The 26,440-nt window shown below is 35.5% G+C and carries 25 protein-coding genes; 16 read left to right on the forward strand and 9 right to left on the reverse strand.

From position 1 onward, the window contains the following. Nucleotides 1-80: 80 nt before the first annotated feature. Nucleotides 81-3,728, reverse strand: a complete 3,648-nt coding sequence (locus HGC4_RS11275) for a leucine-rich repeat domain-containing protein (RefSeq protein WP_050710237.1) — start codon at nucleotides 3,726-3,728, stop codon at nucleotides 81-83. Between the two features lie 283 nt (nucleotides 3,729-4,011). On the opposite strand from HGC4_RS11275, the gene HGC4_RS11280 reads away from it, so the two are divergent. Next, on the forward strand, nucleotides 4,012-4,236 hold the full coding sequence (locus HGC4_RS11280) for a hypothetical protein (RefSeq protein WP_050710238.1): 225 nt from the start codon (nucleotides 4,012-4,014) through the stop codon (nucleotides 4,234-4,236). Nucleotides 4,237-4,320: 84 nt separating this feature from the next. Here the strand turns inward: HGC4_RS11280 and pnuC are convergent, their stop codons facing one another. From pnuC to HGC4_RS11305, 5 genes are all read right to left on the reverse strand, one after another. Further along, complete coding sequence (pnuC, locus tag HGC4_RS11285) at nucleotides 4,321-5,043, reverse strand: nicotinamide riboside transporter PnuC (RefSeq protein WP_050710239.1); 723 nt, start codon at nucleotides 5,041-5,043, stop codon at nucleotides 4,321-4,323. A 24-nt stretch (nucleotides 5,044-5,067) separates the two neighbouring features. Beyond that, nucleotides 5,068-5,355: a winged helix-turn-helix domain-containing protein gene (locus HGC4_RS11290; RefSeq protein ID WP_050710240.1), complete on the reverse strand. Its 288-nt coding sequence runs from the start codon at nucleotides 5,353-5,355 to the stop codon at nucleotides 5,068-5,070. Beyond that, nucleotides 5,348-5,971, reverse strand: coding sequence for a hypothetical protein (locus tag HGC4_RS11295; protein WP_050710241.1), 624 nt, complete (start codon nucleotides 5,969-5,971; stop codon nucleotides 5,348-5,350). Before HGC4_RS11295 ends, HGC4_RS11290 begins: the two co-directional genes overlap by 8 nt. 153 nt (nucleotides 5,972-6,124) lie before the next feature. Then, nucleotides 6,125-6,772 (reverse strand): hypothetical protein, encoded by a 648-nt coding sequence (locus tag HGC4_RS11300; RefSeq protein ID WP_050710242.1) that lies wholly within the window; start codon nucleotides 6,770-6,772, stop codon nucleotides 6,125-6,127. Nucleotides 6,773-6,842: 70 nt separating this feature from the next. Continuing rightward, nucleotides 6,843-8,948, reverse strand: coding sequence for a TonB-dependent receptor (locus HGC4_RS11305; RefSeq protein WP_255349832.1), 2,106 nt, complete (start codon nucleotides 8,946-8,948; stop codon nucleotides 6,843-6,845). Nucleotides 8,949-9,121: 173 nt separating this feature from the next. Between HGC4_RS11305 and HGC4_RS11310 the strand changes: the two genes are divergently transcribed. The 15 genes from HGC4_RS11310 (at nucleotide 9,122) to HGC4_RS11380 (ending at nucleotide 22,570) form a co-directional block, all read left to right on the forward strand. Beyond that, complete coding sequence (locus tag HGC4_RS11310; RefSeq protein WP_050710244.1) at nucleotides 9,122-9,694, forward strand: hypothetical protein; 573 nt, start codon at nucleotides 9,122-9,124, stop codon at nucleotides 9,692-9,694. Continuing rightward, nucleotides 9,691-10,125, forward strand: a complete 435-nt coding sequence (locus tag HGC4_RS11315) for a hypothetical protein (protein WP_050710245.1) — start codon at nucleotides 9,691-9,693, stop codon at nucleotides 10,123-10,125. Before HGC4_RS11310 ends, HGC4_RS11315 begins: the two co-directional genes overlap by 4 nt. Nucleotides 10,126-10,130: 5 nt before the next feature. Then, nucleotides 10,131-10,352, forward strand: coding sequence for a hypothetical protein (locus tag HGC4_RS11320; protein WP_050710246.1), 222 nt, complete (start codon nucleotides 10,131-10,133; stop codon nucleotides 10,350-10,352). Beyond that, nucleotides 10,339-12,252: a hypothetical protein gene (locus HGC4_RS11325; protein ID WP_050710247.1), complete on the forward strand. Its 1,914-nt coding sequence runs from the start codon at nucleotides 10,339-10,341 to the stop codon at nucleotides 12,250-12,252. The genes HGC4_RS11320 and HGC4_RS11325 overlap by 14 nt, the downstream gene beginning before the upstream one ends. Nucleotide 12,253: 1 nt before the next feature. Then, nucleotides 12,254-12,538 (forward strand): hypothetical protein, encoded by a 285-nt coding sequence (locus HGC4_RS11330; protein ID WP_050710248.1) that lies wholly within the window; start codon nucleotides 12,254-12,256, stop codon nucleotides 12,536-12,538. 176 nt (nucleotides 12,539-12,714) lie between these two features. After that, a complete protein-coding gene (locus HGC4_RS11335; protein WP_050710249.1) occupies nucleotides 12,715-13,191 on the forward strand; it encodes a phage holin family protein in 477 nt (158 codons plus the stop codon). Then, a complete protein-coding gene (locus HGC4_RS11340) occupies nucleotides 13,178-13,729 on the forward strand; it encodes a glycoside hydrolase family 19 protein (RefSeq protein WP_050710250.1) in 552 nt (183 codons plus the stop codon). The genes HGC4_RS11335 and HGC4_RS11340 overlap by 14 nt, the downstream gene beginning before the upstream one ends. Then, nucleotides 13,696-14,280, forward strand: coding sequence for a hypothetical protein (locus HGC4_RS11345; protein WP_157258244.1), 585 nt, complete (start codon nucleotides 13,696-13,698; stop codon nucleotides 14,278-14,280). Before HGC4_RS11340 ends, HGC4_RS11345 begins: the two co-directional genes overlap by 34 nt. A gap of 174 nt (nucleotides 14,281-14,454) precedes the next feature. After that, complete coding sequence (locus HGC4_RS11350) at nucleotides 14,455-15,747, forward strand: M20 metallopeptidase family protein (RefSeq protein ID WP_050710252.1); 1,293 nt, start codon at nucleotides 14,455-14,457, stop codon at nucleotides 15,745-15,747. 106 nt (nucleotides 15,748-15,853) lie between these two features. Next, nucleotides 15,854-16,789 (forward strand): alpha/beta hydrolase family protein, encoded by a 936-nt coding sequence (locus tag HGC4_RS11355; RefSeq protein ID WP_050710253.1) that lies wholly within the window; start codon nucleotides 15,854-15,856, stop codon nucleotides 16,787-16,789. Between the two features lie 198 nt (nucleotides 16,790-16,987). Then, on the forward strand, nucleotides 16,988-17,326 hold the full coding sequence (locus tag HGC4_RS11360) for a T9SS type A sorting domain-containing protein (RefSeq protein WP_050710254.1): 339 nt from the start codon (nucleotides 16,988-16,990) through the stop codon (nucleotides 17,324-17,326). Nucleotides 17,327-17,565: 239 nt separating this feature from the next. Continuing rightward, on the forward strand, nucleotides 17,566-19,215 hold the full coding sequence (gene pafA, locus HGC4_RS11365) for an alkaline phosphatase PafA (protein ID WP_050710255.1): 1,650 nt from the start codon (nucleotides 17,566-17,568) through the stop codon (nucleotides 19,213-19,215). Nucleotides 19,216-19,237: 22 nt separating this feature from the next. Continuing rightward, nucleotides 19,238-19,735: an SMI1/KNR4 family protein gene (locus HGC4_RS11370; RefSeq protein WP_050710256.1), complete on the forward strand. Its 498-nt coding sequence runs from the start codon at nucleotides 19,238-19,240 to the stop codon at nucleotides 19,733-19,735. 67 nt (nucleotides 19,736-19,802) lie between these two features. After that, nucleotides 19,803-20,444, forward strand: a complete 642-nt coding sequence (locus HGC4_RS11375) for a YiiX/YebB-like N1pC/P60 family cysteine hydrolase (RefSeq protein WP_050710257.1) — start codon at nucleotides 19,803-19,805, stop codon at nucleotides 20,442-20,444. A gap of 80 nt (nucleotides 20,445-20,524) precedes the next feature. Further along, nucleotides 20,525-22,570 carry a WG repeat-containing protein gene (locus HGC4_RS11380; protein WP_050710258.1) on the forward strand — a complete coding sequence of 682 codons (2,046 nt, stop codon included), beginning with the start codon at nucleotides 20,525-20,527 and terminating at the stop codon, nucleotides 22,568-22,570. 96 nt (nucleotides 22,571-22,666) lie between these two features. Here the strand turns inward: HGC4_RS11380 and HGC4_RS11385 are convergent, their stop codons facing one another. The 3 genes from HGC4_RS11385 to HGC4_RS18685 form a co-directional block, all read right to left on the reverse strand. Continuing rightward, nucleotides 22,667-24,826 carry a tail fiber domain-containing protein gene (locus tag HGC4_RS11385; RefSeq protein ID WP_050710259.1) on the reverse strand — a complete coding sequence of 720 codons (2,160 nt, stop codon included), beginning with the start codon at nucleotides 24,824-24,826 and terminating at the stop codon, nucleotides 22,667-22,669. A 442-nt stretch (nucleotides 24,827-25,268) separates the two neighbouring features. Continuing rightward, entirely contained in the window at nucleotides 25,269-25,838 is a 570-nt protein-coding gene (locus HGC4_RS11390; RefSeq protein WP_050710260.1) for an RNA polymerase sigma factor, read from the reverse strand. Continuing rightward, nucleotides 25,825-26,313, reverse strand: a complete 489-nt coding sequence (locus tag HGC4_RS18685) for a hypothetical protein (protein ID WP_050710261.1) — start codon at nucleotides 26,311-26,313, stop codon at nucleotides 25,825-25,827. Before HGC4_RS18685 ends, HGC4_RS11390 begins: the two co-directional genes overlap by 14 nt. Nucleotides 26,314-26,440: the final 127 nt, after the last annotated feature.

The raw sequence follows: 26,440 nt of genomic DNA on the forward strand, positions 1-26,440 counted from the left end.
AACGGAGTTTAATTCTATAACAAACAAAGGAGCTGTCCGAATGGGACAGCTCCTTATTTTATATATATCGATCAGATTTTTTATTTCTTGATCATCTTATGTGTATATGATTTATCTCCAATTTGAAGTTTCAATACATAAGTTCCGCTTGCTAAATGACCAACATTGATAGATGAACCAACATTAGCTTGTTTTAACACCATCTTTCCATTTGTACTGTAAACCTGAACTTCTGAAATAGATGCTCCAGACTCCAGATAAAGAATATCTGTTACAGGATTTGGATAGATACTTACTGGGCTGTTATCCAACTCTGGAGTTGCAACTTGCAAACTTCTTGTTGAAGGAACTAAGTCTACACCTATATCATTATGAGGTTGGTAAACACCTTGTTCATTATAGATAGGTGCCCATAACAAAGGATTAAATTGTGCAATGTAAACTATATCATCCACTGATTTTACGGTTCTTCCTCCATTAGGAGTTTCAATAAAATGCTGAACATATAATCCACGAATCAAGCCATTTGGCAATTCGCTATATCCTTCGGGAGCAGCTTCATTTAAACCTAATTTAATTATATCTAGTTTTAAATAGTCTCTTATGATAGTCTTAGCATCTAGTTCTGGATGTAAATTCGCCGTTTTCCAAATACATTTAACAATATAATCATCCGAATTCTTTACTGTTCCATAAGGGCTTACTCCTTGATAATTAACTCTATTAATATAGAGTTTATAACCTAGTTCCTCATTTGTCAATCGTCTTGTCAAACGTACAGTCGACCAATGATTTACTTTTATGTAATGCATTTGTGGAGCTTCAGCAATATCAAGGCCGCTCATACTTAAATTGAACGCAGCTTTTTGATTTAGTCCGTTAAAATCACCCGCTACTACCGGAATATCCTCTTGATCATCTTTCCCATCATGGTTAAGGTGCATCACACCTGGTCCATTAAATCGCGATCCATTAGGAAGAAGATTAAATCCGTATTTATTAGTATTATTGGGATCGAAGCCGTTAGTCTCATAATTCTTATCCAAAAAGTTTACTGTATTACCATAAGAATGGTAAAACCAATCGAAATAGTTTTTGGGTTGAATAACAACAGGTGGATTATTTCCGTTTGAATTATATCCGTACGAAAGGTATTGTTTAACTTCATCTTTTGATACATTTCCACACATACCAATTAGTTGTAATCCTCCAGTGATCCATGCATCTCCCCAGCTTGTTGCTGTAATTGAAGTTACTCCATTTACAGACTCTTGCATTTTGGCATTATACAAAATATATTCATAAGCTCCACGACTATAGTATTGCCCATAATATTTATTAAAATCTGATACGCTTACTAAATCTGTATAAAGAGGGTCTCCATGGTATTGGAACATTCTGTACCATGTATGAGAGTTATTGATGTCATCAGCTGTTACTTGCTTGCCATCTACCGGTTTATAAATATTTCTATCCATCCAATAGTACTCGCCAACTCTCACACCTGTGTAATGTGTAGTATCTGAGTTTAAGTTAAAAACTAAATCAACTTTATTAGGTATAAGACTATATTTAAAAGTTACTGTTTGACAATCATTACTCAACATAATACTTACTCTCTGTTCCTTTATAGAACTAGGTTTGTATTTACCTACAGGATATACCTCTGTGATAGTGTAATCACCCTGAGGCAGGTTCTCTAATTTAAGACCATCAGCTGTTAGAATATACTCTTCTTGAATACTATCTCCTTTTATGCTGTACTTTCCACCAATAAGCTGATTGTTAGAGTTACTATCAATAGCTTCAATGGTCAGACAACCCGCAACAACTTCTTCTGGTTCACCTAAGACTACCGACAATGGCAAACGATCTACCAAAAACGATTTATCAGTCAAACGCTCTACATACACATTATTTCCGTCTATAACTTGATAAGGAATCAGATTATATTTTGCATCAGCTAAGGCGGTTGGAACTTTACATGTAAAGATATTTCCTTCCACCGATTTCGTTACATCACTTACCAATAAACCCGTTGTTGGATCAAACAAACCAATTTTAATATCTGTGGCTAGGCTTGTTGCATATCTCACTAATACTTTAAAGCTTTTATTGGTAGCTATTTCTAATAGGTCTTCTTGTCCCGTACTTATTTGAAGATGATTATTCAGTTCTGCTGTTACACCTGTAAATGGAGATCCTGCCCAATTGTTTTTTACTGTTATTAGTAAACGATCAATTATATGTGATCCAGCCTTACGCGAGATTGCTTTTACTTCACCTTTCTCTAAAATATAAGGTTGGATTAAATAGCTTCCGCTAAGTAAGTTTGTTGATACTTGGCAAGTATATCTATTATTACTTTTATTACTTACAATATCCTCTATAAAGGTTCCATTACTAGCATTAAACAAACCTAAGCGAACTTCAGACATGAAGTTAGCATAGACATCGACAGTAAATTTCTCTCCTGTTTTTACTTGATAAAGGTTTTCTTCTGTTGATTTTTGGAATACCAAATTATCAATAAGAGATACTTTATATTCTTCAATTAAAAAATCTTTCCATTGTGCTGCTGCTTGGTATAATTCAACACTACCTGTAGGCACATAAAGTGTGCACGCTACTTTATCTACACCTGTAAATACATTTGCTCCTAATGCAGGAGGTGTAGGGTTTAAAGACACAAGAGTCTCCAATTTTGTGCAGTTATAAAGTCCATTGTTTCCAATTAAGCTAAGAGAATCAGGAAAAAAAAGATTTGTAACCTGGGCTCCTGAAAAGGCAGAAGCTCCGATCGTTTCTAAAACGGGGGGGAGATCAACAGTACCTAAGAACCAAATAAAGGTTCCATCATTTATTTTTTTCAGATTTAAAGGAAGAATAACATGTAAGGTGCTTTGGTAAAAACATTCTACACCAAAGTTCACTAATGAACTACATTGCGATAAATCAACACCATTCGTTATTTTACTTCGCTTAAAAACCTCACGTCCCATTGTCTCCAGTTGACTACACGAAGACAAGTCTAAACGATTAAAGATGGAACTATTAAAAGCAAAAGAATCAATCGTTTTCAGACTGGAAGGTAATATTAGCTCGACCATATTAGCTCCGGAAAAGGCAGAAGCTCCGATCGTTTCTAAAACGGGGGGGAGATCAACAGTACCTAAGAAATAAATAAAGGTTCCATCATTTATTTTTTTTAGATTTAAAGGAAGAATAACATGTAAGGTGCTTTGGTAAAAACATTCTACACCAAAGTTCACTAATGAACTACATTGCGATAAATCAACACCATTCGTTATTTTACTTCGCTTAAAAACCTCACGTCCCATTGTCTCCAGTTGATTACACGAAGACAAGTCTAAACGATTAAAACTGGAACTAGCAAAAGCAAAAGAATCAATCGTTTTCAGACTGGAAGGTAATATTAGCTCGACCATATTAGCTCCGGAAAAGGCATAAGCTGGAATAGTAGCGTTTACAATTTCCACTCCAGACATATCTAATACCTTAAGTACAGACATTTGCTTGATTGTTGTAAAGTCGGCATCATTAATTGTACCAGTAATGGTAAGATCGGTTACTTTTGTTTTATCATCTCCCAAGGAAACAGATAATGTTCCGGGAGTAGAGACATCAATTGTTTTTAACAATTGAGCATGTGAATACGTTAAACTCAGAAAGATACTGAGTAATGTTAAAAAAAGTTTGTTGTTCATCTTTTTTTGTTAGTTAATAAAATAGGAATGAGTTATTAATAGAGTTTTTTCAGCCTAAAGAGTAAAAATAAACAACAAACAAGGGGAAATTCGTAAAGTTAAAATAATTATTGAAACGCGACCTTTTTGTGTTAATTTTATGCAAATATAACATTTAAATCTAGAAAAACGCTCTTTTCCTTCTCCTTTAAAATTCAAAAAGCATAAATAGTTATGAAAAAGAACAACTTATTTATAATATAAATCTCTACTTTTGCAGTAATAAACATTAAATACAGATAAGATGGAATTACCTAGATTTTTGATCGCCGACAACGAGGAGTATCCCGAAAATACTTATGTGCTACATACCGAAAAACCTCGTTTTATTCTAGATGTAGATAGTGAAGAGTTTGAGATTCTTGATGGATCGGAAGTTGAAGAAGAAGCTATGCAGGATTTGATAGAACAAGCTTTAGGCTTTTATGAGGCTGAGCTAGACAAATACGACGAAGAGGACGAAGATTAATGCCTTAGACTCTTTTTTGCTCAAAATACAAAAGACCTTCTACTCTAAAGGTAAAAGGTCTTTTTTATTGTATATAAGTTGAGTTTATTGGTTAGATTCTTTATGCCAGATATAGATTGCCAAAATACAGTTCCATTCATAGAGGACTGATTGAACCATAAAAATATAATTACCCGACATCAGATTTAACACAAACCAAATAACATTGGAGGTAAGCCACATATACCATGCCCAAGGTTTCCGCAAAATCATTATCATTTGAGACAAAATTCCCACTACAAAGGCAAGGATATTTAGATAGAGAAGTAATGGCTGATCTTGACTAATTAAGCCCCATTGCGAACCATATAGATACAAACAAACACAACCAACTATACCCGATATGATAGTAAAAATGACGAACCCTTGATTAGTCGCTGTTGTTTTCACCCTCCCTTCTTCATCCTGATTCTCTTTTTTAGTCCATGTAATAAGTCCTACAACATGAAAAAGCAGATAATATCCTGCACTAAATACTAATCCTATATTGCGGAATTGAAGTTGAGAATACATTTCGCCCAGATTGGCGGTTATACCCAAAACATTTCCTGATATTGGCTTACGAAAGGCTAAGGAAACTACTGACAGATATCCCAAGAGAGCGGTTATAGAATATATAGCAACATTAGAAACCGTATCTTCACCTCTAGCCAATATACCATAAGCTGTATATGAGGTAAGAATAACAGCAATAGCAAACCATATTTGAGTATGCCTTACGCTTCCTTTGCCTGTCACATAATCGAGAAATACTACGATTCGTCTCATCTCGTTTTATTATATATTCAGAATTTACTTTTTGCTGATATAATCCTGCAAGGCTTGTACATACGAATTAAAAGCTGCAATACCATTTTTGGTTATTTTACAAACAGTACGAGGTCTTTTACCATCTATAAATTTGCGGACTTCAATGTATTTGGCTTCACTTAGCTTCTCGATCTGCACGCTCAGGTTACCTGCTGTTGCCCCCGTCTTTTCCCGAATGAAGACAAAATCGGCTTCCTCAACCGACAATAGTAATGATACTATTGCCAATCGTAATTGAGAATGCAATAACGGATCGAGTTCTTTAAACATTAGATTCTGCTTTTCGATTTAGAATATGTCCGGGAATAACAAAACCTAAAATCATGGATACTGATAATATAATAAACTCAAAATCAATATTCTTGATGAATGAGTATTGTAAAACGCATAAAACTGCTCCCAACCAAAAGATACAAGCTCCATAGAAATAAGGTTTGAAGCGGTACACTTTTGCTGTAACAAATAGAGCCAACCCAACCATAATCATTATTATAGGAGTAATAAACAGGTATGGAATATATGTATTCCAATTAATGGCAATAAAAAATATAGAGCAGATAAATAATAGGTTCGATATAAAGAAACCTAACCAGATAAAGCCTACAACCCTATCGAGATGGGTAATCACAAGTGCTTCTTTAGCTTTTCGAGACTCATTCCAATAATTACCAATAAACACAGGTATTGTTATAAGCCATACATAATTAGCATAATAAGCGGGCTCTAGAACTTGCAGAAGAATAAAATCTGATATTGCCAATATAGCAATTACGTATCCCCACAATATAAAGCTGTTTCCTGCTCCTTTTCTAAAATTATTGCGTGCCTGAGTAATCATTTCATTGATTAACTTCAAGCTATCTTGTTCATTAAAGTTATTTTCCATTGTTTGTATATAAGTAATTTCGTCTCTTTACTACAACTTTTTACAGCTATGACAATAGCTTATTACTGTGCTTACCAAAGCTATAAAAAGTCTCAGACTTTAATAATGTATAAAGATATATATTTTTGAATAGTGTAAGATAGGTTTATAATCTTATTGACACTTTGTGAGTAGCATTGTCAGAAAATTCTTTCCCCAATGAATTTCGCTTGTTAAGTTTTTCTTTTCATTGTAAAGGGCTTCCGATTTCTTTAATTCTCCACAATAATCTTTACCCGATTGCAAAAACGAAGGTAAGTTTTGCTCAAAAAAGGCGAGTAAAAAAACAGGGCGGGGATTACTGGCATCCAATTCTATTGCTTTCTTGTAGTTAGACATTACATCGTTATAATACTTTGCACCGTTTGTTGCAGGGTCTGTCACAATCAAAGCACTATAATAGTATCCCCATAAGGTACTTAGTTCCGATTTGTTTACACCTTTGAGCTTTTCCAACTGATTTAATCGCTCTTTAGCCTCAACTAACAAATTAAGATTATCTTCTGATTGGGGATTAAGGTATATCATTTCCAGATTATTATAAGCCACATAATAAATAGGTAACCATTGGTCGGAATACTTTTGAGCAATACGATCAAATTGATTACGGACTTGTTTTATTGAACGAATAGTTTTTGCTGTATCCATTTTAGTAATGGCATTCTCCAGACCTTTAGTATATACTTCATCTGTAGATTGAGCAGATAGAGATATAGTAAGCAAAGTGAAAAAGAACAATAAACTGATTTTTAAACTTTTCATAATTAAGTGTTTTTGTTTGATTTAATTCAATCATGTTTTTATTTATACGATAATACAGAGGTCTTGAACCTCAGAATGTAGATGGGTCATAAGCCGTTTTCCCTCCAAGCGTTATAAAAAGACCGATTACAAAGAATTGGTTTCTATCCGATTGTATAGCTACTCTATCGAATTTTCCGGAACTATTTTTTTGAGATGAATAATTATATCCAAATACATTGGAACGATTCAAGACATTAGAAGCCGATGCATACACAATCACCTTTTTATGGGCCAGATAGGTTACACAAAAATCGAGACTATTATAAGGCGAAGTTTCAGAATTCATAATTCCCGCTTTATTAGGATTGTGATAGGGGCGTCCACTTGCAAACCGATTAGTTACTGCCCATATCGTTTTATATTTAAATAGGTTATATTTCAAGGTAATAGAAGCATTATGCTGAGTCACATATTCGGGTGTAACTTTCTCGGTATATTTCAGAAAGCTACGTTTCGAATTATTATACGAATAAGCAAGTGTATATTGCCAGTTCTTCAGGAATTGAGTATCGCTAAAAAACAAATCTACACCGTTGCTAAAACCTTTACCTGAAGCTTTGTAGTTGTAATTACTTCCAGTCACTAGGTTATCGTATGTTTTGTGATAAAGCTCAGCTCGATATACTTTGTTTTTAGATTGATGATGTACTCCAAAAAGAAAATGCTGACAAATTTCAGTCTTCAACTCATTATTATACAGGAGATAATCTCGATCTGCTAACTGTTGATATTTACCATAAGTAGCCAAGATAGTATAATCATTGTAAGCATAGCTAAGAGATATTCGGGGAAGTACATTCCATGATTTATTTATAGAAGTATATTCTAATCGGGACGATATGTTCAAAAACAGATCAGAGGCTAGTATAAAATCATTCATCACATATAGTCCGTTTATAGAATGGTCGATATCCGAACTAAAGGTTGCAGTGTCGGCATAAGAAAAGTTGTATGCTCTTATCATCGACTCAGCTCCAACACCCAATTTATAGGTATCGCTAAAGCGTTTAGAGATTTTTGTTTTTAAATGTAATTCCGATTCTTTCATCCCTACCCTGTCTTCGGCAACCAATCCGCCCATTATTCTTTTATCATTTACAGAAAGTGCTGCTCCTGAGAAGAAATTGAATCCTGATTTTGATTTCGTTCTAAATGTTGTATTCAAATAGGTATTGTCTTCATTGAAATTAAGATTTCGTTCATTGGTCGAAAAGTTATTCTTTGTGACTCTTTCAAATCGGGTTTTATCATAAGCGAAATAAGTTTTAAGAACCGAATTTTCTCCTATATTGAATCTTAACTGATTTTGTGCCGATAATGTAGAGTAAGGTTTAATCCATTCCCCACGACCTCTTGAATACAGAAAATTCTCATAAGGTCCCAAATTGGTATAATCCACATTAAAAGAGGCTGAAGATTGTGCCCACGATTTAGTTCCTCCTGCGCCTGCACCCACATTTAATATACTAGCTCCTAGTTTTGAAACACGACTTTCGTCCTTAGTTGATAATGGTAGAATACTAGACAGACCTTGAGAATATTCGGAAGAATAACCTCCTAGTTGAAAGCTGATTCCATCAAATAAGAAAGGTGAATAGCGACCTCTGGCAGCCGTATTTTCGGGTGTCGAAGAATATGGATTCAACACATGCATATCATCTATGTAGGTTTGCGACTCTCGGCTTTCCCCTCCCCGTACAAGCAATTTACCATCTGTTCCTGCCGCCTGTACTCCAGGCAAAACAGACATTGCTTTATACAAATCGCCATCTGATCCGGCAACAGTAACCAACTCAACTGCACTTTTGAGATTATCGGGAGAGCCTCCCTTTAATTGAAAGCTACTTGCTGAAACTACAACTTCTGATAATACTTTAGCGTTTGGTTTCAATACTATTATAAGTTTATCTTGTTGTGGTATGTTTATTTCTTTGCTATAATCTTCATACCCGAGTAAGGTTGCCTTTAAAATGACTGTTCCAAACGCTGATGTTTCTAATTCAAACATTCCATCTTCTTCGGAACTTGTTCCATCTATAGTTCCTGCTATTGACACATTCACAAATGCGAGTGGAGCATTATTCTCATCACTGATTAACCCTTTGACTGTATTTTCTTGTCCGTATAAACTCATATAGGCACTAATAAAAATTAATTGTACGAGGCAGATATAAATTATTTTCATTGCTTGTTTTTCAATTTCACTCCACAAATATAAATAAGTTTACATTATAAACTATATTAATATGTAAATAATTTTACACACCACATATCAAAAACAAATGAATTTATCTATACAATAAAAAGATGGCCTATAAATTGACAAAAGGTATCGATAATGTTCCAGAATATAATTTAGGGGGAATATCAAATATTTGGCTACTTAACATAGACGATTTTAAGGCATATCAGTTTCGAGATGATAGCTTATATAATTCAGGCTATGTAGATGAAGTCTATAAAAGCAATCCCTTTATCGAATTGGGGCGTGTAGACGAAACCAATCTAAAAGAAACAATAGGAAACGGAATATACAAACAAGAACTCAACACTTTTGTTCGCACGTTGAGCGAAGAGACTTTGAACTGGCTTCAATATGCTATGCAGGGAAGATACTTGGTTATTTTCCGAACAATGCACGATCGCTTTTTCACTTTTGGATCAGATGGAGGGGCAAAACTTTCCTACTCAGCACAAACCGGACAAATGGGTGATGTAAATGGAACAACGATCAAACTAGAAAAGAACTCTATCTATCCCATGTTCGAAGTTAATGGTGATACTTTAAAGACAAAGGTGCTAGGCAGTGAGTTTCTTTCGTATATAACTACCGAAAAAAGCGATATCATAAATACAAATTACTTAATAGAAATTCCATGAGTAACAATCTTCGAATTATTAAAATCAGCGATCTGCCAGACAGCAGAAGCGTAGAATCAACGTACTTTTTCGGATACGACTCCGACCCCAACAAACCTTTAAATGAACAATCTGTCAAAATTCCATTTTCGGCTGTTGCCAAAGCTTCGAATGAAAGACGGATAGGTATTGTTATGGAGACCAATGAGCAAGTCATTCCTATTGGCGAAAAAATGAAAATAACAGAAGCCAGAGGCAATAATCTGGGCAGCTTAAAAATTAAAGCAAATAATTCTTCTACTAATTGGACTCCAGTCCCACTAAAGGATAATACTATAAGCATAGACCTCAGCAGTTATGTAGATGCTGGGGTTGATGCTTTGATTCAGATAGAAAGAACTAGTACTGATAACACAGCTACTGTTTATTTATTCACTAAAATATTAGAATAACAATTATGATTTACGAAGTAAAACAAGCAAAAAAAACATACAAAATCGATGACCTAAAGCCGTTCAATCAACAATCGCAAGAATTTCAGTCCGCTTTTCATGAAGCCGAGAAAATAACAGCTGATGGAATTTTCATGGTCGAATTTGACAATGCAACAGCATCGCTATTCACCAAATCAAATAGAGTATTAATATCATTAAATGAAATAGAAAATGAAAACATTTGATTGGAAAGATAGTTATGTAACAAATGGAGGAGCAAATATAGCTGGTTATGCTAAATATATTTCAATACTTGGTACCCAAACGGGAACAGGAACTAGGGAAAATCCGTATCCAGCAAATAAATCACTAATTAATAGCGACGCTAATATGGTATTAAGCAATGGCTTATTTCAAAATTTATATTTATATGCTATTCCGTATATCGTTGGTCAATCAATAGAATCAACTATAATAGATCCATTTAAAACAACAGATAATCAACTACATGGAATAAATTTAACATGGAAATCAGTTACAACAACTAACCCTAGCAACTTAAAGATGAGTGTTTACGGAAAGAATTGCATCTATGATAATTTGCGAGTATTATCTAGTTCTGGTAACCCCATTCCACAATCACCAGCAGAAAAAGCTGTTATTAACTGTATACAAAAAGGCAAAGCATATGTAAGAAATATAATTGGCAATCCTGTCAACTTTCTATTCTGTGTACAAAATACTTTCGTTGATTGTGTTATGGCAGAAGAAAGTTATTATGCAATATTAACTGGAAGTTCCTTATTTAACAGGTGTACTTTTAATATCGACCAAACATCTTTAGTAGCAACTACTACAATAGCTCAATATAATGGATTTAATAACTGTTTATTTAAAATTGGAAATGAAACAAATGCAACATCATTAACAGGTAATACAGAAAGTGAATTAAGAGCGAATTTTGTTGCTCGCTGTGTTTCTCAAGGATTAGAAGTACCAACTATAAATGATTTTGGAACTGACATAGCTGCTGGTCGCTGGATTTTCAGCAAGACATCCGTATCGGGAGACTATATTACTATAAAAGATAGTGAAATAGATAAATTCTCCAAAACAAGAGGTATATATCTTGGACATTCAGATATAGCCCAAAGAGTTATCCCTATAACTACAGCCTTAAACATACCAGCTTCTATAAGTGCTGAAATGCCAAAAGAAAACGTAGTAATTCAAAATGACTCTATTTCTTTAAATATAGCCGATGTAACACAGAGAACAGAAGCTTACGTTGATAGCAAAATTATTTGGCTTGGAGGATTATGCAAATTAAAGGACTTAAACATTATACATAATCTACCTGAGTTCGCAGGGATATCACCAGATAGCTCTTATGGACTTGCTAAAGACCCTACCGAAAAAAATAAGTTACAACCCAGTACTCATTATATTGTAAGATCAAAAAGTGGATATAATGCAATTAGTTCTATAAGATACAATAACGTAGTATATTCATCTTCCGTATTATTACGAAAAAATGTCTTTTTAACCAGTAATATAACACAACAACCTGCATATACGGATGAGAGTGGACAACCAGAAGTATTTCAGGTGCTTGATATGTCAAATCAAAAAAGTATTCAGGCTCGCTTAATGCGTGAACTTCCTACTGCCACAATTACATCTGGCAATTTACAAAAAGATTATTGGTATTTCGTAGAACCCACAAATTTGAACGACTTAACAGGGTATGTTACCTACAAGCAAACTAAAAGACCAGCATTAGATTCTTTCTTGGCTGACTCAACAGCAACTTTTGAAACGACAGCCAATGTTCGCTTGCGAAGATGCTGGAAACAAGATTATAATCACAGCACCGAAACTACAGACAAAGCCTTTTGGGAAAATAAACAAAAGCCTTATTATTTCGATATTGCGAGTAATGATCTTAGATGCTTGTTAAAAGATAGTAATCCACTTTCTGTTGAAATGGCAGTAGGTGAGGATGGGAAATATATTGCATCTGGTCATGTTGAGTTTTATAATGCAATAACAGGAGCAAGTGGTATAAAAATACCTCCATATGATATCATTGTAGGATCATTCTTACAATTAAGAATACCAATAACAACTATAAACCCTATGTAATATGGCAGACTTCGACAATGGTTTACCCCCTCTAAACACGGATCTGACAGGTAAAAGAATCTCTAATATAACCTTAGATAGTTCTGAATATAAAGCAGCAGAGAGTCAGAGGATACAAACCATAAGTATAGATACTGATGAACCTAAAGAGCTAGAACCACAATCGATAGAGTCTATTACTATAAATACAGAAAAGGTAGAAGGCAATGTAAAACCATACTCTATTAATAATATAGTACTCGCTACCGAGCCTGAAGGTAAAAACATCGTTCTATTTTACTTATAAATATAAAGACTTCAGGTTAAAGATCCATTGCAGAATAAATCATAAACTTGTCTGCAACCTCAATTAAAAACTGTGTCGAAGTAAATTACTCTTCTCGGCACAGTTTTTTCGTTAAAAAAGGCGTAAGGCCACACCCCTATTTTATCTATAAGGTAGAAATATAAACCTATATAAATATGACACAACTTTTAATTAATTCATTTCTGAACAAGGATTATGAAGTACTAACTATCAAACTAGAACTAGTTATCATTATGTGGGTAGTTGTACTCATAGCCATTATCATAGACCTCATATCGGGACTACGCAAAGCTACTCTTTTGGGAGAGATACATACTTCATATGGATTTCGTCGTACGGTAAGTAAAATGGTACAATATTATGGACTATTATGCTTTGCTTTTATGTTCGATGTACTAGCATCCTTAGTATTACCACTATCTTATTTTTCGATGTTAGCTAGTTTCTTTCTGGTATTTATAGAAGCAAAATCGGTATTGGAAAAAGCTCAGGATAAAGACAGACGAAAAATAAATGAAAGCATAAAAGACCTAGTAATACTCATCGAAAATAAAGACAATCTACTGAAAGGAGTATCAGAAATACTCAAGAATTCGGAAAACCATCAAACAGAACAACATGATACTAACTAACGATCAACTAAAGAAGATGTATCCATTCTCGACTGAGAAAAACAGGTTGAAATATTTACCTTACCTCAATCAATTCATGCCACTCTTCGAAATCAATACACAAGCCAGAGCAGCTGCATTCTTAGCACAAATTGGGCACGAATCGGGACAGCTTTTCTATAACGAAGAGATAGCTTCGGGCAAAGCTTACGAAGGCAGGCTTGATCTTGGAAATACAGAAAAGGGTGATGGCATAAAGTTTAAAGGCAGAGGGTTGATTCAGATAACAGGAAGAGCCAACTATCAAAAGCTAACAAACGAAATAAGAGGACTACCCTTAGGTGTCGATTTTGTAGACCAACCCGATCTACTCAAAGAACCCGAGTATGCTGTAAAATCGGCTTGCTGGTGGTGGCACAATCGTAAGCTAAACGAGTTAGCAGATGGTGATTCTGAAGCCAACTTTAAACGAATCACACGCATTATTAACGGAGGTTATAACGGATACACAGACAGATATAAAATATGGCAACGAGCAAAACAGATTCTAAACCAATGAAAAAGCAAACTCTATACATAATATACGCACTCATCGGTTTCATATCCGGATTTATAATTGGTAGACAAACCTCGCAATCAGAAGAATCTATTAAATACATAAAAGGGGAGACGATAGAGAAACTAGTAGAAATACCAATACCCTACGAAATAGAAATACCTTCAAAACCCATTTATTTATACAAACAGTCGGATACAGTATTCAACACTATTACAACAGAAGTAGATACCAACGCAATATTAAACGATTGGATAATAAAACGAAGCTACAAAAAAAATCTTTTTGACAATCAACATGGAACTTTAGCGATAGATGCTTCCATACAATACAATCAATTACAATCACTTAAATACGAGTTCACCCCTATACAAAAAGAAATATCAATCAGAAAAGAGCAAGTGTGGATGCCTTATACAAGCATATCGTACAGCACATTGAACTATATAGGTATGGGCGGAGGTATTTTTTATCACAATCTGGGCTTAGGAGCCAAGTATGTAACAGACTTTAAGCAGAAAGGCGTAGAGTTTGAACTAAAATATAAGTTCTAAAAAGTCTACAACTGTAACTGAATAAACTGTGTCAGCAAGCTATAAGTATTAACTATAGTTTACTGACACATATTTTATGCGCGAATTTAATTCAGAGAAACACTGCAAAAACATGTAACCTTTTTAATCTATTGCGTCTTATTTAGAAAGAGAACTAATTAACTGATATTTGCAATGAAGAAACAAATTATACTATCGCTGATTGTCTTAACCATCGTTTCTTGCGCCTCAAATATTGCTTATGGACAAGATAAAAAAAGTGAAACCTTAATTCATGAATCTATTCGACTTGAAACTGATAAGATTTTAGACAAGTTAATTGAAATTAGAAGAGATTTTCACAAATACCCGGAAGTTTCGAGTGAAGAAAAGAGAACACAAGAAGTTATAAAAAAACATCTATTAGAATTAGGTTTTCAAGTTGAAACAGACATCTACGGGTATGCCATTGTAGGCATTCTAGAAGGAGATAAAAAAGGAAAAAAGATTGCTTGGCGAGCTGATATGGATGCTTTACCGGATAATTCTCCTGATAATGTTGATTTCAAATCTATAATACAAGGTGCTAAACATAGTTGTGGGCACGATGTGCATCTGGCAATTGCATTAGGAATAGCAGAGGTTCTTTCAAAAAACAAAAGCTCTTTACAAGGAACAGTCTATTTTATTTTTCAGCCGGAAGAGGAAACCTTTGAAGGTGCAAAAGGTATGCTTGACAATAAATTGCTCACTAAATTTGAGATTGACGAGATTTACGGACTTCATATAATACCATTACAAGTGGGACAAATAATGGTAAAGCCAAACGAAATGTATGCCTACCAAAAAGAAGTAAGAATAGAACTTAAAAATACGCTATCCCAAGAAGAAACAAAAGAACTTGCAACAAAGATCCGCAATTCATTAGTTAGAGCAAAGGATGGAAGTAAGCCCTGGGAACTCCAATTGCTTGTTGACCCTGAGATTGGATTGGCAAGCCCGAACTCTATTTTCAAGGACTTTCTGATTGCAGAAGAAAATTTTAGAATTCATTCTGAAAATGACAAAATACAGATTGATGCTCAATTATATGAAACAGATTCAGCCAGATTACAGAATATCATTCCTATTATAAAACAAGTAATTAAAGACCAAAAGTATTCTTCTCAATTACTTTCTGTTTCATTTATAAGAGGAAATCCAATTGTTATAAACGACCCTAAACTGACAAATGCTTCCATAGATATACTCAGCAATATTTATGGAAAACAGATTGTTGCAACGTGCTATGGACAAGTGCCTTATTCCAATGACGACTTCGCCTATTTTCAACAAAAAATACCCGGAGTTTACTTCTTCCTCGGAGGTTCTAATTTCGAAAAAGGAATTATATCAATGCCCCATTTTCCTAACTATGGAGTGGATGAAGAGTGTATCAAAATTGGAGTCAAAACATTTTCGTCTTTGATATTCGAGAGACTGCAATAAGAGGCAGTCTTATATCTATCTCACAAAATACAAACAGCAATTCAAATAGTATCAATACAGTATAAGTATCAATTTTGTCTCAACAGCCTTCAATAAAAAGACATATATGAACAAAAATAATTACACCATAAGCTACACTAAAAGCTTTGATAGAGTAAGAAGTATCTCTATTTCTTATCTGAAATGTCTTTTTTTACTGTTCCTCTTAGTATCATTCAATGAAGTAAAAGCACAATCGCCAGAGATGATTACTGAAAATATCAGCTTTAATAGTGAGGGAGTCACATTGGTTGGCACAATCTACAAACCTCAGCATTCGCATGCAGCCGTAGTTATTGTACATGGGTCTGGTCAGGAATCTCGCACGAAGGGTTTTGCATCACTTTTGGCTAAAAATGGAATTTCGGTGTTAACCTATGACAAACGTGGAGTTGGCGAATCGGGAGGAATTTATGCAGGTCCCGAAGTAGGCACCAATAACATCGATTCGGCTAACCTCACCCTATTAGCTAAAGATGCAAGCGCCGCCATAAATGTACTTCATCAGCAAAACAAGGATGTACCTATTGGTTTAGTTGGTTTTAGTCAGGCAGGGTGGATTATTCCTATTGCCGCAAACAACAATTCGCTTGTAGATTTTATGGTATTGTTTAGTGGATCTCTGGTCCCAACTCTTGAACAACTTCGATTCCAGTTTTTCACGGAAGGAAAGCCTAATTTTTGGGACAACCATACCGAAGCTGAGGTACGCGAACATGTACGGGATGATGCCGATCGTTATCAATTTGCAAACACCGATCCTTGCGATGCCCTCTGCACACTTTCTATTCCGGGGCTTTGGCTTTTTGGTAACAAGGATGTGCAAATACCAGTCGGATTATCAATGGAGCGTCTCAACGCACTCAAGGCGCAGGGGAAGCCTTACGAATACTGCTTATTTTCAACATTAGGTCATAACCTTACATTTTCTGACTCTACTGAACCTATTAACATTGCTATTCATTGGATTAAAAATAGACGGCATTACATAAAAAACAAGTAACAGTAGAAACTAGAAAGTCAACTTTCCTTATTTATCCAATATAAACCTTTGTTCTTTCACAAACAAAGGTTCTCAGCTAAAACGATTTAGAAAACAATCAATTACAAACTAGCACAAGAGTTAAATCAGTATATTTCTTTGGTGATTCGAATTATTTATTTACATTTGTTAAGGTTTAGGATTTATCATATTTGAGCTATGAAGCAACTTATTATCATCGTGTTATTTTTCTGCTGCATAACAGGCATTTCTGTTGGTGGGAATTATCATGGCTCTCCTCATCCTGAATTCTTGAATCCTACTTCTAAGGATGGTAATAGGTATTCCTATGTTATATCCACCACGAGCGAAGCTATTCTTATTTCTTCTATTCCAGAGGGTTCGCATATATGGGTATTTAATCCTTCGGGACAAAACATCTACAATAAAGTAGCAAAAGAAAGTTTTGTTACAGTGCCTATACGCTCGAAAGGTGTTTTCATTATCAGAATAAAATCCTCTAAAGAAATCTATACAACTAAGGTTATTGTAAAATAAGAGAAGTTATAAACGTCATCTACTTTTTAACTTTTTAGTAACCTTATTTTCATTTTTAAGTGAAATTCTTAACTTTTTAGGCTGTTATTTTTCAAGATAGCCTCCCTTCCTTTTGTGTCTTTTTTCATAACTTTACATGAGATTAAACGACGCATAGTTTCTCGTTTTTTATTAAAAAAATAAAAGCTTTTAAAGCCTGAAACCTCGCATCTATCATTATACGAAAAAAGCATAAAACAATGAATGTGAAAAAATTTCTTACATTTCCTCTCTTGTTGGCAACCTTCTCTATTTTTGCCCAATCGGGAAATCAGACTCAAGTAAACCGTCCCAAATTAGTAGTTGGTATTGTAGTAGATCAAATGCGTTGGGATTACCTCTACCGATACTATGACAGATACAGTAACAATGGTTTTAAACGTATGCTGAACGAAGGTTTCACGTGCGAAAACACCATGCTCAATTATGTACCATCCTATACGGCAATCGGGCATAGTACTATTTACACAGGCTCGGTTCCTGCTATACATGGCATAGCAGGCAACGATTTTATAGTACAGGCTACGGGGCAATCGCTATATTGCACACAAGACGATAATGTAAACAGTGTAGGCACTAAAGACAAGAATGCAACTGCCGGAAAAATGTCGCCCTTTAATCTGAAAGCCAGCACCATAACAGACGAATTGAAACTTGCTACCAATTTTCGTTCCAAAGTAGTAGGTGTTTCTATTAAAGACAGAGGAAGTATACTTCCTGCAGGACATGCTGCCAACGCTGCTTATTGGTTCGATGGAGAATCGGGGAACTGGATTACAAGTACATGGTACATGGACGATCTACCCAAATGGTTGAAAGAATTCAACAGCAAAGAAGTAGCTAAAAAATATCTCGATCAAAATTGGAATACCCTCTACCCTATTGATACTTATGTACAAAGCACAAGCGATGATAATATCTATGAGGAAACATTCAAAGGCATCGATAAAGTAAAGTTCCCAATTAAAACATCCGATCTGGTAAAAAAGAATGGCTTGGGACTTATCCGCACCACTCCTTATGGCAATACATTGACTTTGGATGTTGCCAAATTAGTAATCGAAAACGAACAAATGGGCAACAATCAAGTTACCGACTTTCTCGCTGTCAGCCTATCGTCACCCGATTATATTGGACATCAGTTTGGACCCAACTCGGTAAAGGTGGAAGACAACTATCTACGTCTGGATAAAGACTTAGGTGACTTTTTTGCATACTTAGATCAGAAAGTAGGAAAGGGCAATTATACTGTATTCCTTACTGCCGACCACGGTGGTGCACATAACGGACAATTCCTTAGGGATAATAAAATTCCCGCAGGAAACTGGGATGTAAAAACAATCAATAATGGATTGAATAAATTTCTGGCAGAAAAATTTGGTGTAGATAATCTAGTCTATAATTTATACAATTATCAGGTAAACTATAATTACAAGCAAATCAACTCATCTATCGATATGGAAGATTTGCGTGAAGCGTCTATCCAATATCTGCAAAAAGTTGAAGGTGTGGCTTATGTAGTAGAAACCGCTAAGGTATCGGAAGCAACTATTCCTGCCGTTATCAAAGAAAAGATAGTAAACGGATATAACAGAGATCTTTGTGGCGAAATACAAATTATCCTAAAACCGGGATGGTACAGCGACAGCGATTTAAAAGGTGCTACACATGGCACATGGAATCCTTACGATACACACATACCATTGGTGTGGATGGGTTGGGGAATTAAACAAGGATCGTCGAACACCGAGGTTTACATGACAGATATAGCTCCAACAGTTGCTGCACTGCTACATATACAAATGCCAAGCGGATGTATAGGTAAGCCTATCACCGACTTGTGGAAGTAAAATCGAAGAAAACAAATAGTAAATGAACTATATAGAAAATCTTGAAATTGGCGGTTTTAATTTCATCCATAGAGAAAACCCTCGAGATTTACCTGCTGAAATACTCAAACGATACCAGAATATTCCAGAGGATTACTTGATTTTTCTGAAACAGTTTGAGCTAATAGCCACAGACGACGATACAACATGGTTCAACTCAATTGAAGATTTTAATGGTGAATCTGAAAATGTATTTACATGGAACGATTTTGAATTGCAAAGTCTCGAAATTTATCACACAGGTGAGAAGGAATCTGAAAATGTACGGAAATTCTGGAACAACCATCTCCCGATTGTATTATCGGTGAAAGGCGAATATCAATATTTGGCTATTTGCTTGGAAAACGATCGACATGGAGAGATAGTTTATGGTCTTGAACCCGAATTTGAAGAAGTTACAAAAGTTTGTGATAACTTTGAACAGTTAATGGTATTGATAAGAAATCCGTTGAGTAACGAAACTCTCAAGTATTTTGTATGACATCAGACTATTAGATGAAGAAGACAAGACACTAAATAACAAAATAGGTATAAAACAATAAGACCAGATGCTTAATATTATATTATCGACATTTATCTTTCTTTCCCCTTTCTTCCCGAATGACAATGTAGGAAACAGTCTTCAAGACGGAGATCTTATATTTCAGGAATCTTGTAACGGAGATATGGGCGATGCCATAAAAGATGTAACATCAGGCATAGAGGGCTATAATTTCACACATGTGGGCATTGTATATATTGATGCTACAACCAATGTGGTGTATGTTATTGAAGCCACACACCCTAAAGTGCGTATAACACCCTTGCAGGAATATATACACCCAGAGGATGCCAAATGTGCTCCAAAATCGGTTGTCGGACGTTTAAAGCCTCAGTTCAGAGCTTTAATACCACAAGCTTTGGAAGAAGCAAAGAAACTGGTAGGCAAAGATTACGACGATGCTTTCGACCTCAGCAACGATCAATATTATTGCTCGGAACTTATTTATGACATTCTACTCAAGGCAAATAATAATGTACCCATATTTCCATTGAATGTAATGACTTTCAAATCGAAGGAAACGGGTGAATATTCGCCCAATTGGGTCACACATTTCAAGAAGCTGGGCATACCTATACCCGAAGGCGAAAAGGGTATAAATCCCGGAGCAATGTCTCAACAATCGGATATCATCGATATAATAAACTAACAACCAAAAGAGTAGAAATTGAACTTCTACTCTTTTATTTTTTTTATTACTTTTGTTAGCGTTAAAAAACACATCACACTATGCTAAAGAGAATCTCTGTTACAATTTTCACACTACTAGTCCTATATTCTGGAGCCAAAGCTCAGAACATGAAAGAGGACATAAAAAAATACATAGAAAGTATTCAAAGTATTGAGGACGCCCGCGATAAACTGGACGAACAAATAAAAGCTATCGATTTTATAGAAAGCATGCATAGCCTGCAAAGTATAAAACTTATGTCGGCAGACGAGGATGAGGAAGATAGTAACGAGGATGAGGATTACAAGCCAGCCATTTCTATTCCTACCCATATAAATGGTGATAGTATAAAAGCCAAACTTGCAAATTATTTTCAGAAAATATCCTTCACTCAAAACTTAACACCTCCAACGTCTGAGTTTAGAAGTGGTTATGATGCTTCCGACCTTGCACTTATTTTTGGTATCCCCCTATCCAACCCAGATGCTCTGATTAATCTTACAGCTCATAAAATATATTACGCAGATGGTACAATTGAAAGTCCCGAGAAAGAATTATTCCTAAAGCAATATCAGGAATTTGACCACGCCCGATTTATTGACAGTATGCAAGTAAAGATGGTGCTACATTATCCTACGGCTGTACAAAAGATATCCTTATCGGCAGAGCAGACGTCTGTTGAAGACAGCACTATACAAATGACCTCTATCCAAAACCGAGAAGCCAGCCTTACATTATCCGAAAAAGTTTATAACAATCTGATAGTAATACAAGGTATCGACAATAATGGTAAGGCATTAGACCATACCTCTAAAAGCACATCTTCTAATTATTCACCATCCACAAGTATCTATTTTCAAGAAGTAGCTAAAGAAAGTCAGGTAATAATTGACAATATAGACAATAAGAAATACGCTTCGTTTGACGATCTAAAAAAAGACATGCTTCAGAGACTATCGTCTATTGAAGCCCCCGAAGAAAGTCAACACTATACAGCATGGGTACAATTCAAGAGAAAAATCAAAGGCGTTGATATATATTATACAACACAACAAGATAGTATAGAGATATCTGAAACAATTTCCAATAGAGATTTATCTAGGTCTTCAAAAAAAGGTTTTCATCTAGCCAGTGACTCTGAAACCTACAAGTATGGTGTTGTAGACAATACGGGTAATTGGATTATCGAACCTCAATTCCTTTGGTTGAAACATTTCAACGACCTCTTTTTTGAAGGAGAGAAAGATGAGAACGATCAAGACTATAAAACTTATAAACTGGATATTGAAAAACGAATACTTGCACCCTATAAATACCAAATAGCAGATACCATATCGGGCAAGTATTATGTGGTTTATGAAGGTGAATCTTCGGATAAAACAGGACTGATGGATAGAGACGAAAAGATAATAATACCTCTCGAAAAATATTCTATTTACTCTCCTCTGAAAAATCTGTTCATTGTGAAAGCTAGTAATGGAGAAACTATTAAAACCGGTTTGTACAACGAATTGGGTGAAGTAATACTACCTGAGATATACTATCCGATAAATGTTGGAGAAGATGGCTATATATACGCCTCCATCTATGATAATGAGAGGCTATTAACTACCATATTTGATACTGATATCAAACAAATAACAAAGGATAAATGGAGTGCACAAAATCAATTCACCCCTCACTCCGATCTGGTATTAATTGAGGATGAAAACGGGAGTAAGTTCTATATCAATAAACAAGCAGAGATAGTAATTCCACAATCAAACGACTATGAGTTCGACAATGAGTTCTGGTTTGGAATGACAGTTGTTGAGCAAAAAGACCCCGAAACGGAAGAATATAAATACGGGTATATTGATACAAAAGGTAAGCTAACAATTCCCATTGAATATGACAGAGCCCTACCCTTTCAGGGCGAATACGCTTATGTAGAGAAAGATGGCAAAGCCATGCTTATTGATAAAAACAACAATATCTATAAAGCATTACCACTTATTATTGGCAGTTGGGGATATGTATTAGATATCGACCCCACTTATACCCAATATCGCTTGGATGACGATAGTGTACTTGACGGGTACGGAAACTTTGTTAAGAATATGTGATAAGTTTAACAGTTATCACACATAATATATCTCTATAAATAACAGAAGCCTCTGATTGATCAAAGGCTTCTATTATTTTATATGAAAGAATTAATTTTACTTTGACACTACAAGTTGATGAAGACGCTCAAGCAATTCTGCTATCTGAGCTTGCTGCTCCTTATTTTGCTCTAACAGCTCATCAATCTGTACTTGTTGTTCTTGAACGGCTTTTACTAATGGCACTACAAAAGTTGAATAGTTTAATCCATACACATCTTGGTCATTCTGAGGAACGGATACACCATCAAAATCATAGTTCACAGTTTGAGCAGCCTCTTCTACCTCCTGAGCGATAAAACCAGTTCGTACAACTTTCTCTTGCTCTATCTCAGTTTTTCGATCTCTGATACTATCGGCAGTACCTTGTATCGAAGAAAGAGACTCATAATCATAATGATAAGTAACCGGTCTTAGTTTTTTGATAAATTCCAAACCGGGAACATCGCTTTCTATATCTTTTTTGATTCGTTTATCTGAATTGACGGTAACCGTACCTGTACCAATTTTCATAGCATACGCCACATTGGGGTTTCCCATTACTATTGTATTTGGGGTAGATACTTTAACATTGTTACCAATAACAATACTATTGGTTGATCCTGCCAATGCCTGAGAACCCGAGCCTATTACTATACCAAAATCTTCATAAGCATATGTCCCATAGCCAAGCATTGTAGTATTGTTTACATCCTTATAGGCTGTTGTAGATGGTATTGCACCAATAACAACATTGCGAGAACCTATAACATTACTAATAAAAGCCCTGTAACCAATTGCAATATTATACTCGCCTGTAGTATTGTTTTGCGAGGCACTATTCCCAATAGCCACGTTATTGAGTCCCGTAGTATTGGCATACAATGCACTTCCACCAAGAGCCAGATTATCTCTCCCCGAAACGTTCATATTTAGTGCATAACTCCCAAGAGCTACATTATTAAAACCTGCCGTATTTTTTTCTAATGCATGATAGCCAACAGCAGTATTACGTGCACCATCAATATTAGAAGCTAAGGCATATGCTCCTAAAGACATGTTTGCATAGCCGGTAGTATTAGCAGCAAGAGAAGAAATTCCAATAGCTACATTCTCGTATCCCGTAGTATTAGCCATAAGAGAAGAAGAACCCAGAGCTACATTAGCACTACCCGTAGTATTATTATAAAGAGACTGAGTGCCGGCAGCAAAATTGTTGGATCCTGCGGTATTACTATATAAAGAAGTGTATCCCAAAGCAACGTTGGCACTACCTGTAACATTAGAGGTGAGAGCCTGATAACCCAGTGCCACATTACGAGCACCTGATGTATTTGTTTTAAGAGACTGAAAACCAACTGCCGTATTGCCCGAACCTCCATTGTTGGCTAAAAGAGAAGAAGAGCCGATTGCAGTATTGCCCGAACCTCCAATATTAGTACGAAGGGCTGAGAAACCAACCGCCGTATTATCAGATCCTGTGCTATTAGAAAACAAAGATTCCGAGCCTATAGCTGTATTGCCTGCACCAACGCTGTTGGTACGCAACGAAGAAGAACCTATCGCTGTATTATTTGAACCAGTAGTTCCAGCAAGAAGAGAGGATGATCCCATTGCCGTATTAGAAGATCCTGTTGTATTGGAAAAGAGCGAGTACGACCCCACTGCGGTGTTAGAAATCCCCTGTGAGTTTCGACCCAGAGCGGAAAAACCCAAGGCTACCGAAGCCGCATTATTTGCTGCTCCCCGCCCTACCGTTACTCCATTGATAAGAGCATCGCCGCCAGTTACAGTCAAAGCAGCATCGCCACCATTCACTTTTCCTATTGATACACCATTTACCACCACTTTACCACTTTGATATATATCGTCAGTATTATTATTGGAAGGTAATTGTGAGCCTATTTTATTCCATGCCTCTACTACAAACGGATGCCATACTGCACCATCAAAATAATAGTACCCCACGCCTGTTATATTCACCGTTTTGGGTGTTATTACTCCCGATAAATCTGTTACATAAACAATAGTAGCCTTATGTGTTTGATTGTAAAGAGCATCTTTCGAAATTAACTGTTCTCTTGTAAGGTAAGGAAGTATTGCTCCTTCTACGGTGGCATTACCTGTTGTTGAAGGTGCAATATCTAAAGTTGCCTTTGGCGATTCGGTATTAACTCCTACTTGCGAAAAAACGCTTATTGTAGAAGTAAAAAATAATGATAATAACAAAAATCTCATGCTATTGTATAATTCGTTTATAAAACTATGATCGTCAAATCAACTATAGAAAGCGCATAAAAAGCTTTTTATAGTTTAATAAAATTTGATGGTTATAGGTTTAGTATGGGTAGTGAAGGGCAAAAAAACATTGTCGTTGTTATTCTTCCATACTTATAATCAGGCACAAAGGTATAAATATAATTGAGACCGAACGATTTCAACCAGTCAGCTGAAATCTTATTTATTTCTTTTTAACATACATAAACACCGATTTTAAAACCTAAATAAAGACTCTAAAAATTCATTTAGTTGCTTGAAAATTAAGCTATCAATAGAAATTTATATATAAAATCAGCCGATAAGAACCACACTTATCGGCTGAATTACAAAATTAGAAACTATATAAATTCAAATATTTATTACTGTATCGTATCGAGGCTATAAAAAGTTTGCGTCAACTTTATTTATTTAACAGATCGTCGTACAACGATTTGAGTCGCAGGCGTAAGTGAAGCACTGCATATCGTTTTCTCGAAATCAAAGTATTGACAGCAATCCCTGTCGTTTCCGATATTTCCTTAAAGGGTAACCCTTGCAGCTCAGTCCATTCGAATACTTCTTTTTGTTCCTGCGGTAATTCTTCGAGAGCAGCTTCCAGCTCAGTCCAAACTAACGAACGTAAGTAAACATCCTCGGGACTTGATGACTCTTCATCAAACAGAAAACTCGAAATCTCGTTCATAAACACCTCATCACTATCACTAGCCGTAATGTAAGGCATCTCTTCCTCCTTGCGTTTTCTCTTCCAGTCAATAATCTGGTTACGAGCAACAGCATACAACCATGCTGTCATTTCCTCTATCGGGTTAATTAGTGAATCTGTTTTGAGGAGCTGATAAAATACATTCTGTAAAATATCCTCGCCATCCTCTTTAGAAGTTACACGTTTATTGATGTAGCCTTTTAACTGAGCCTGATACTTTTTAAAAACATCTGATATTTTATTTTTTGATGGCTCATTGTTGGTCATCCCGATCTACTTTTTTATCGAAATTATCAAAATCATCCAGCATCTCTTCCCAAAGGATATGCTGATTGTGTAATCTGTCATGAAAAAACTCGCGACGTTCGTCTTTCGTCATCGATTTCATTTTGTCTCTCATTCTATGAAAAGGGTCTCCGCCACGTCTGTCGAAACGTTCGTTACCGTCTAACATAAAATCAAAACCACCTCGTCCAAAACGACCATTGCCTCCTCGTTTACCACATCCGTGATGATGGCGATGACGCCTGAAACGGTGCATTCCTCCGCCACGTCCAAAACCACCAAATAGAAGGCGTCCCAATACAAGTAAGCCCAAAGCTTGCCAATAGGTTATGGTTACAATACCAAATATAGCTGGTAGTAAAGCATTCCACAACAACATGGTAGCCCAAACGAGTAAAGCAAATATAGCGATGAATAAGGGAATTCCCCACAGTTTTTTAAATTTCTTATTTTTCATTATTTTCTATTTTTCTATTAGTTATTCCGAATAATTTTAATGATCAGCATGTCTCTACAATTGAAGACGAACAAGTCAGAAATATATTTTAAAATTTTTCAAAAAAAATGATCTTTCGCAATATTTT

It is taken from the genome of Dysgonomonas sp. HGC4 (assembly GCF_001261715.1).
Lineage (GTDB): Bacteria > Bacteroidota > Bacteroidia > Bacteroidales > Dysgonomonadaceae > Dysgonomonas_A.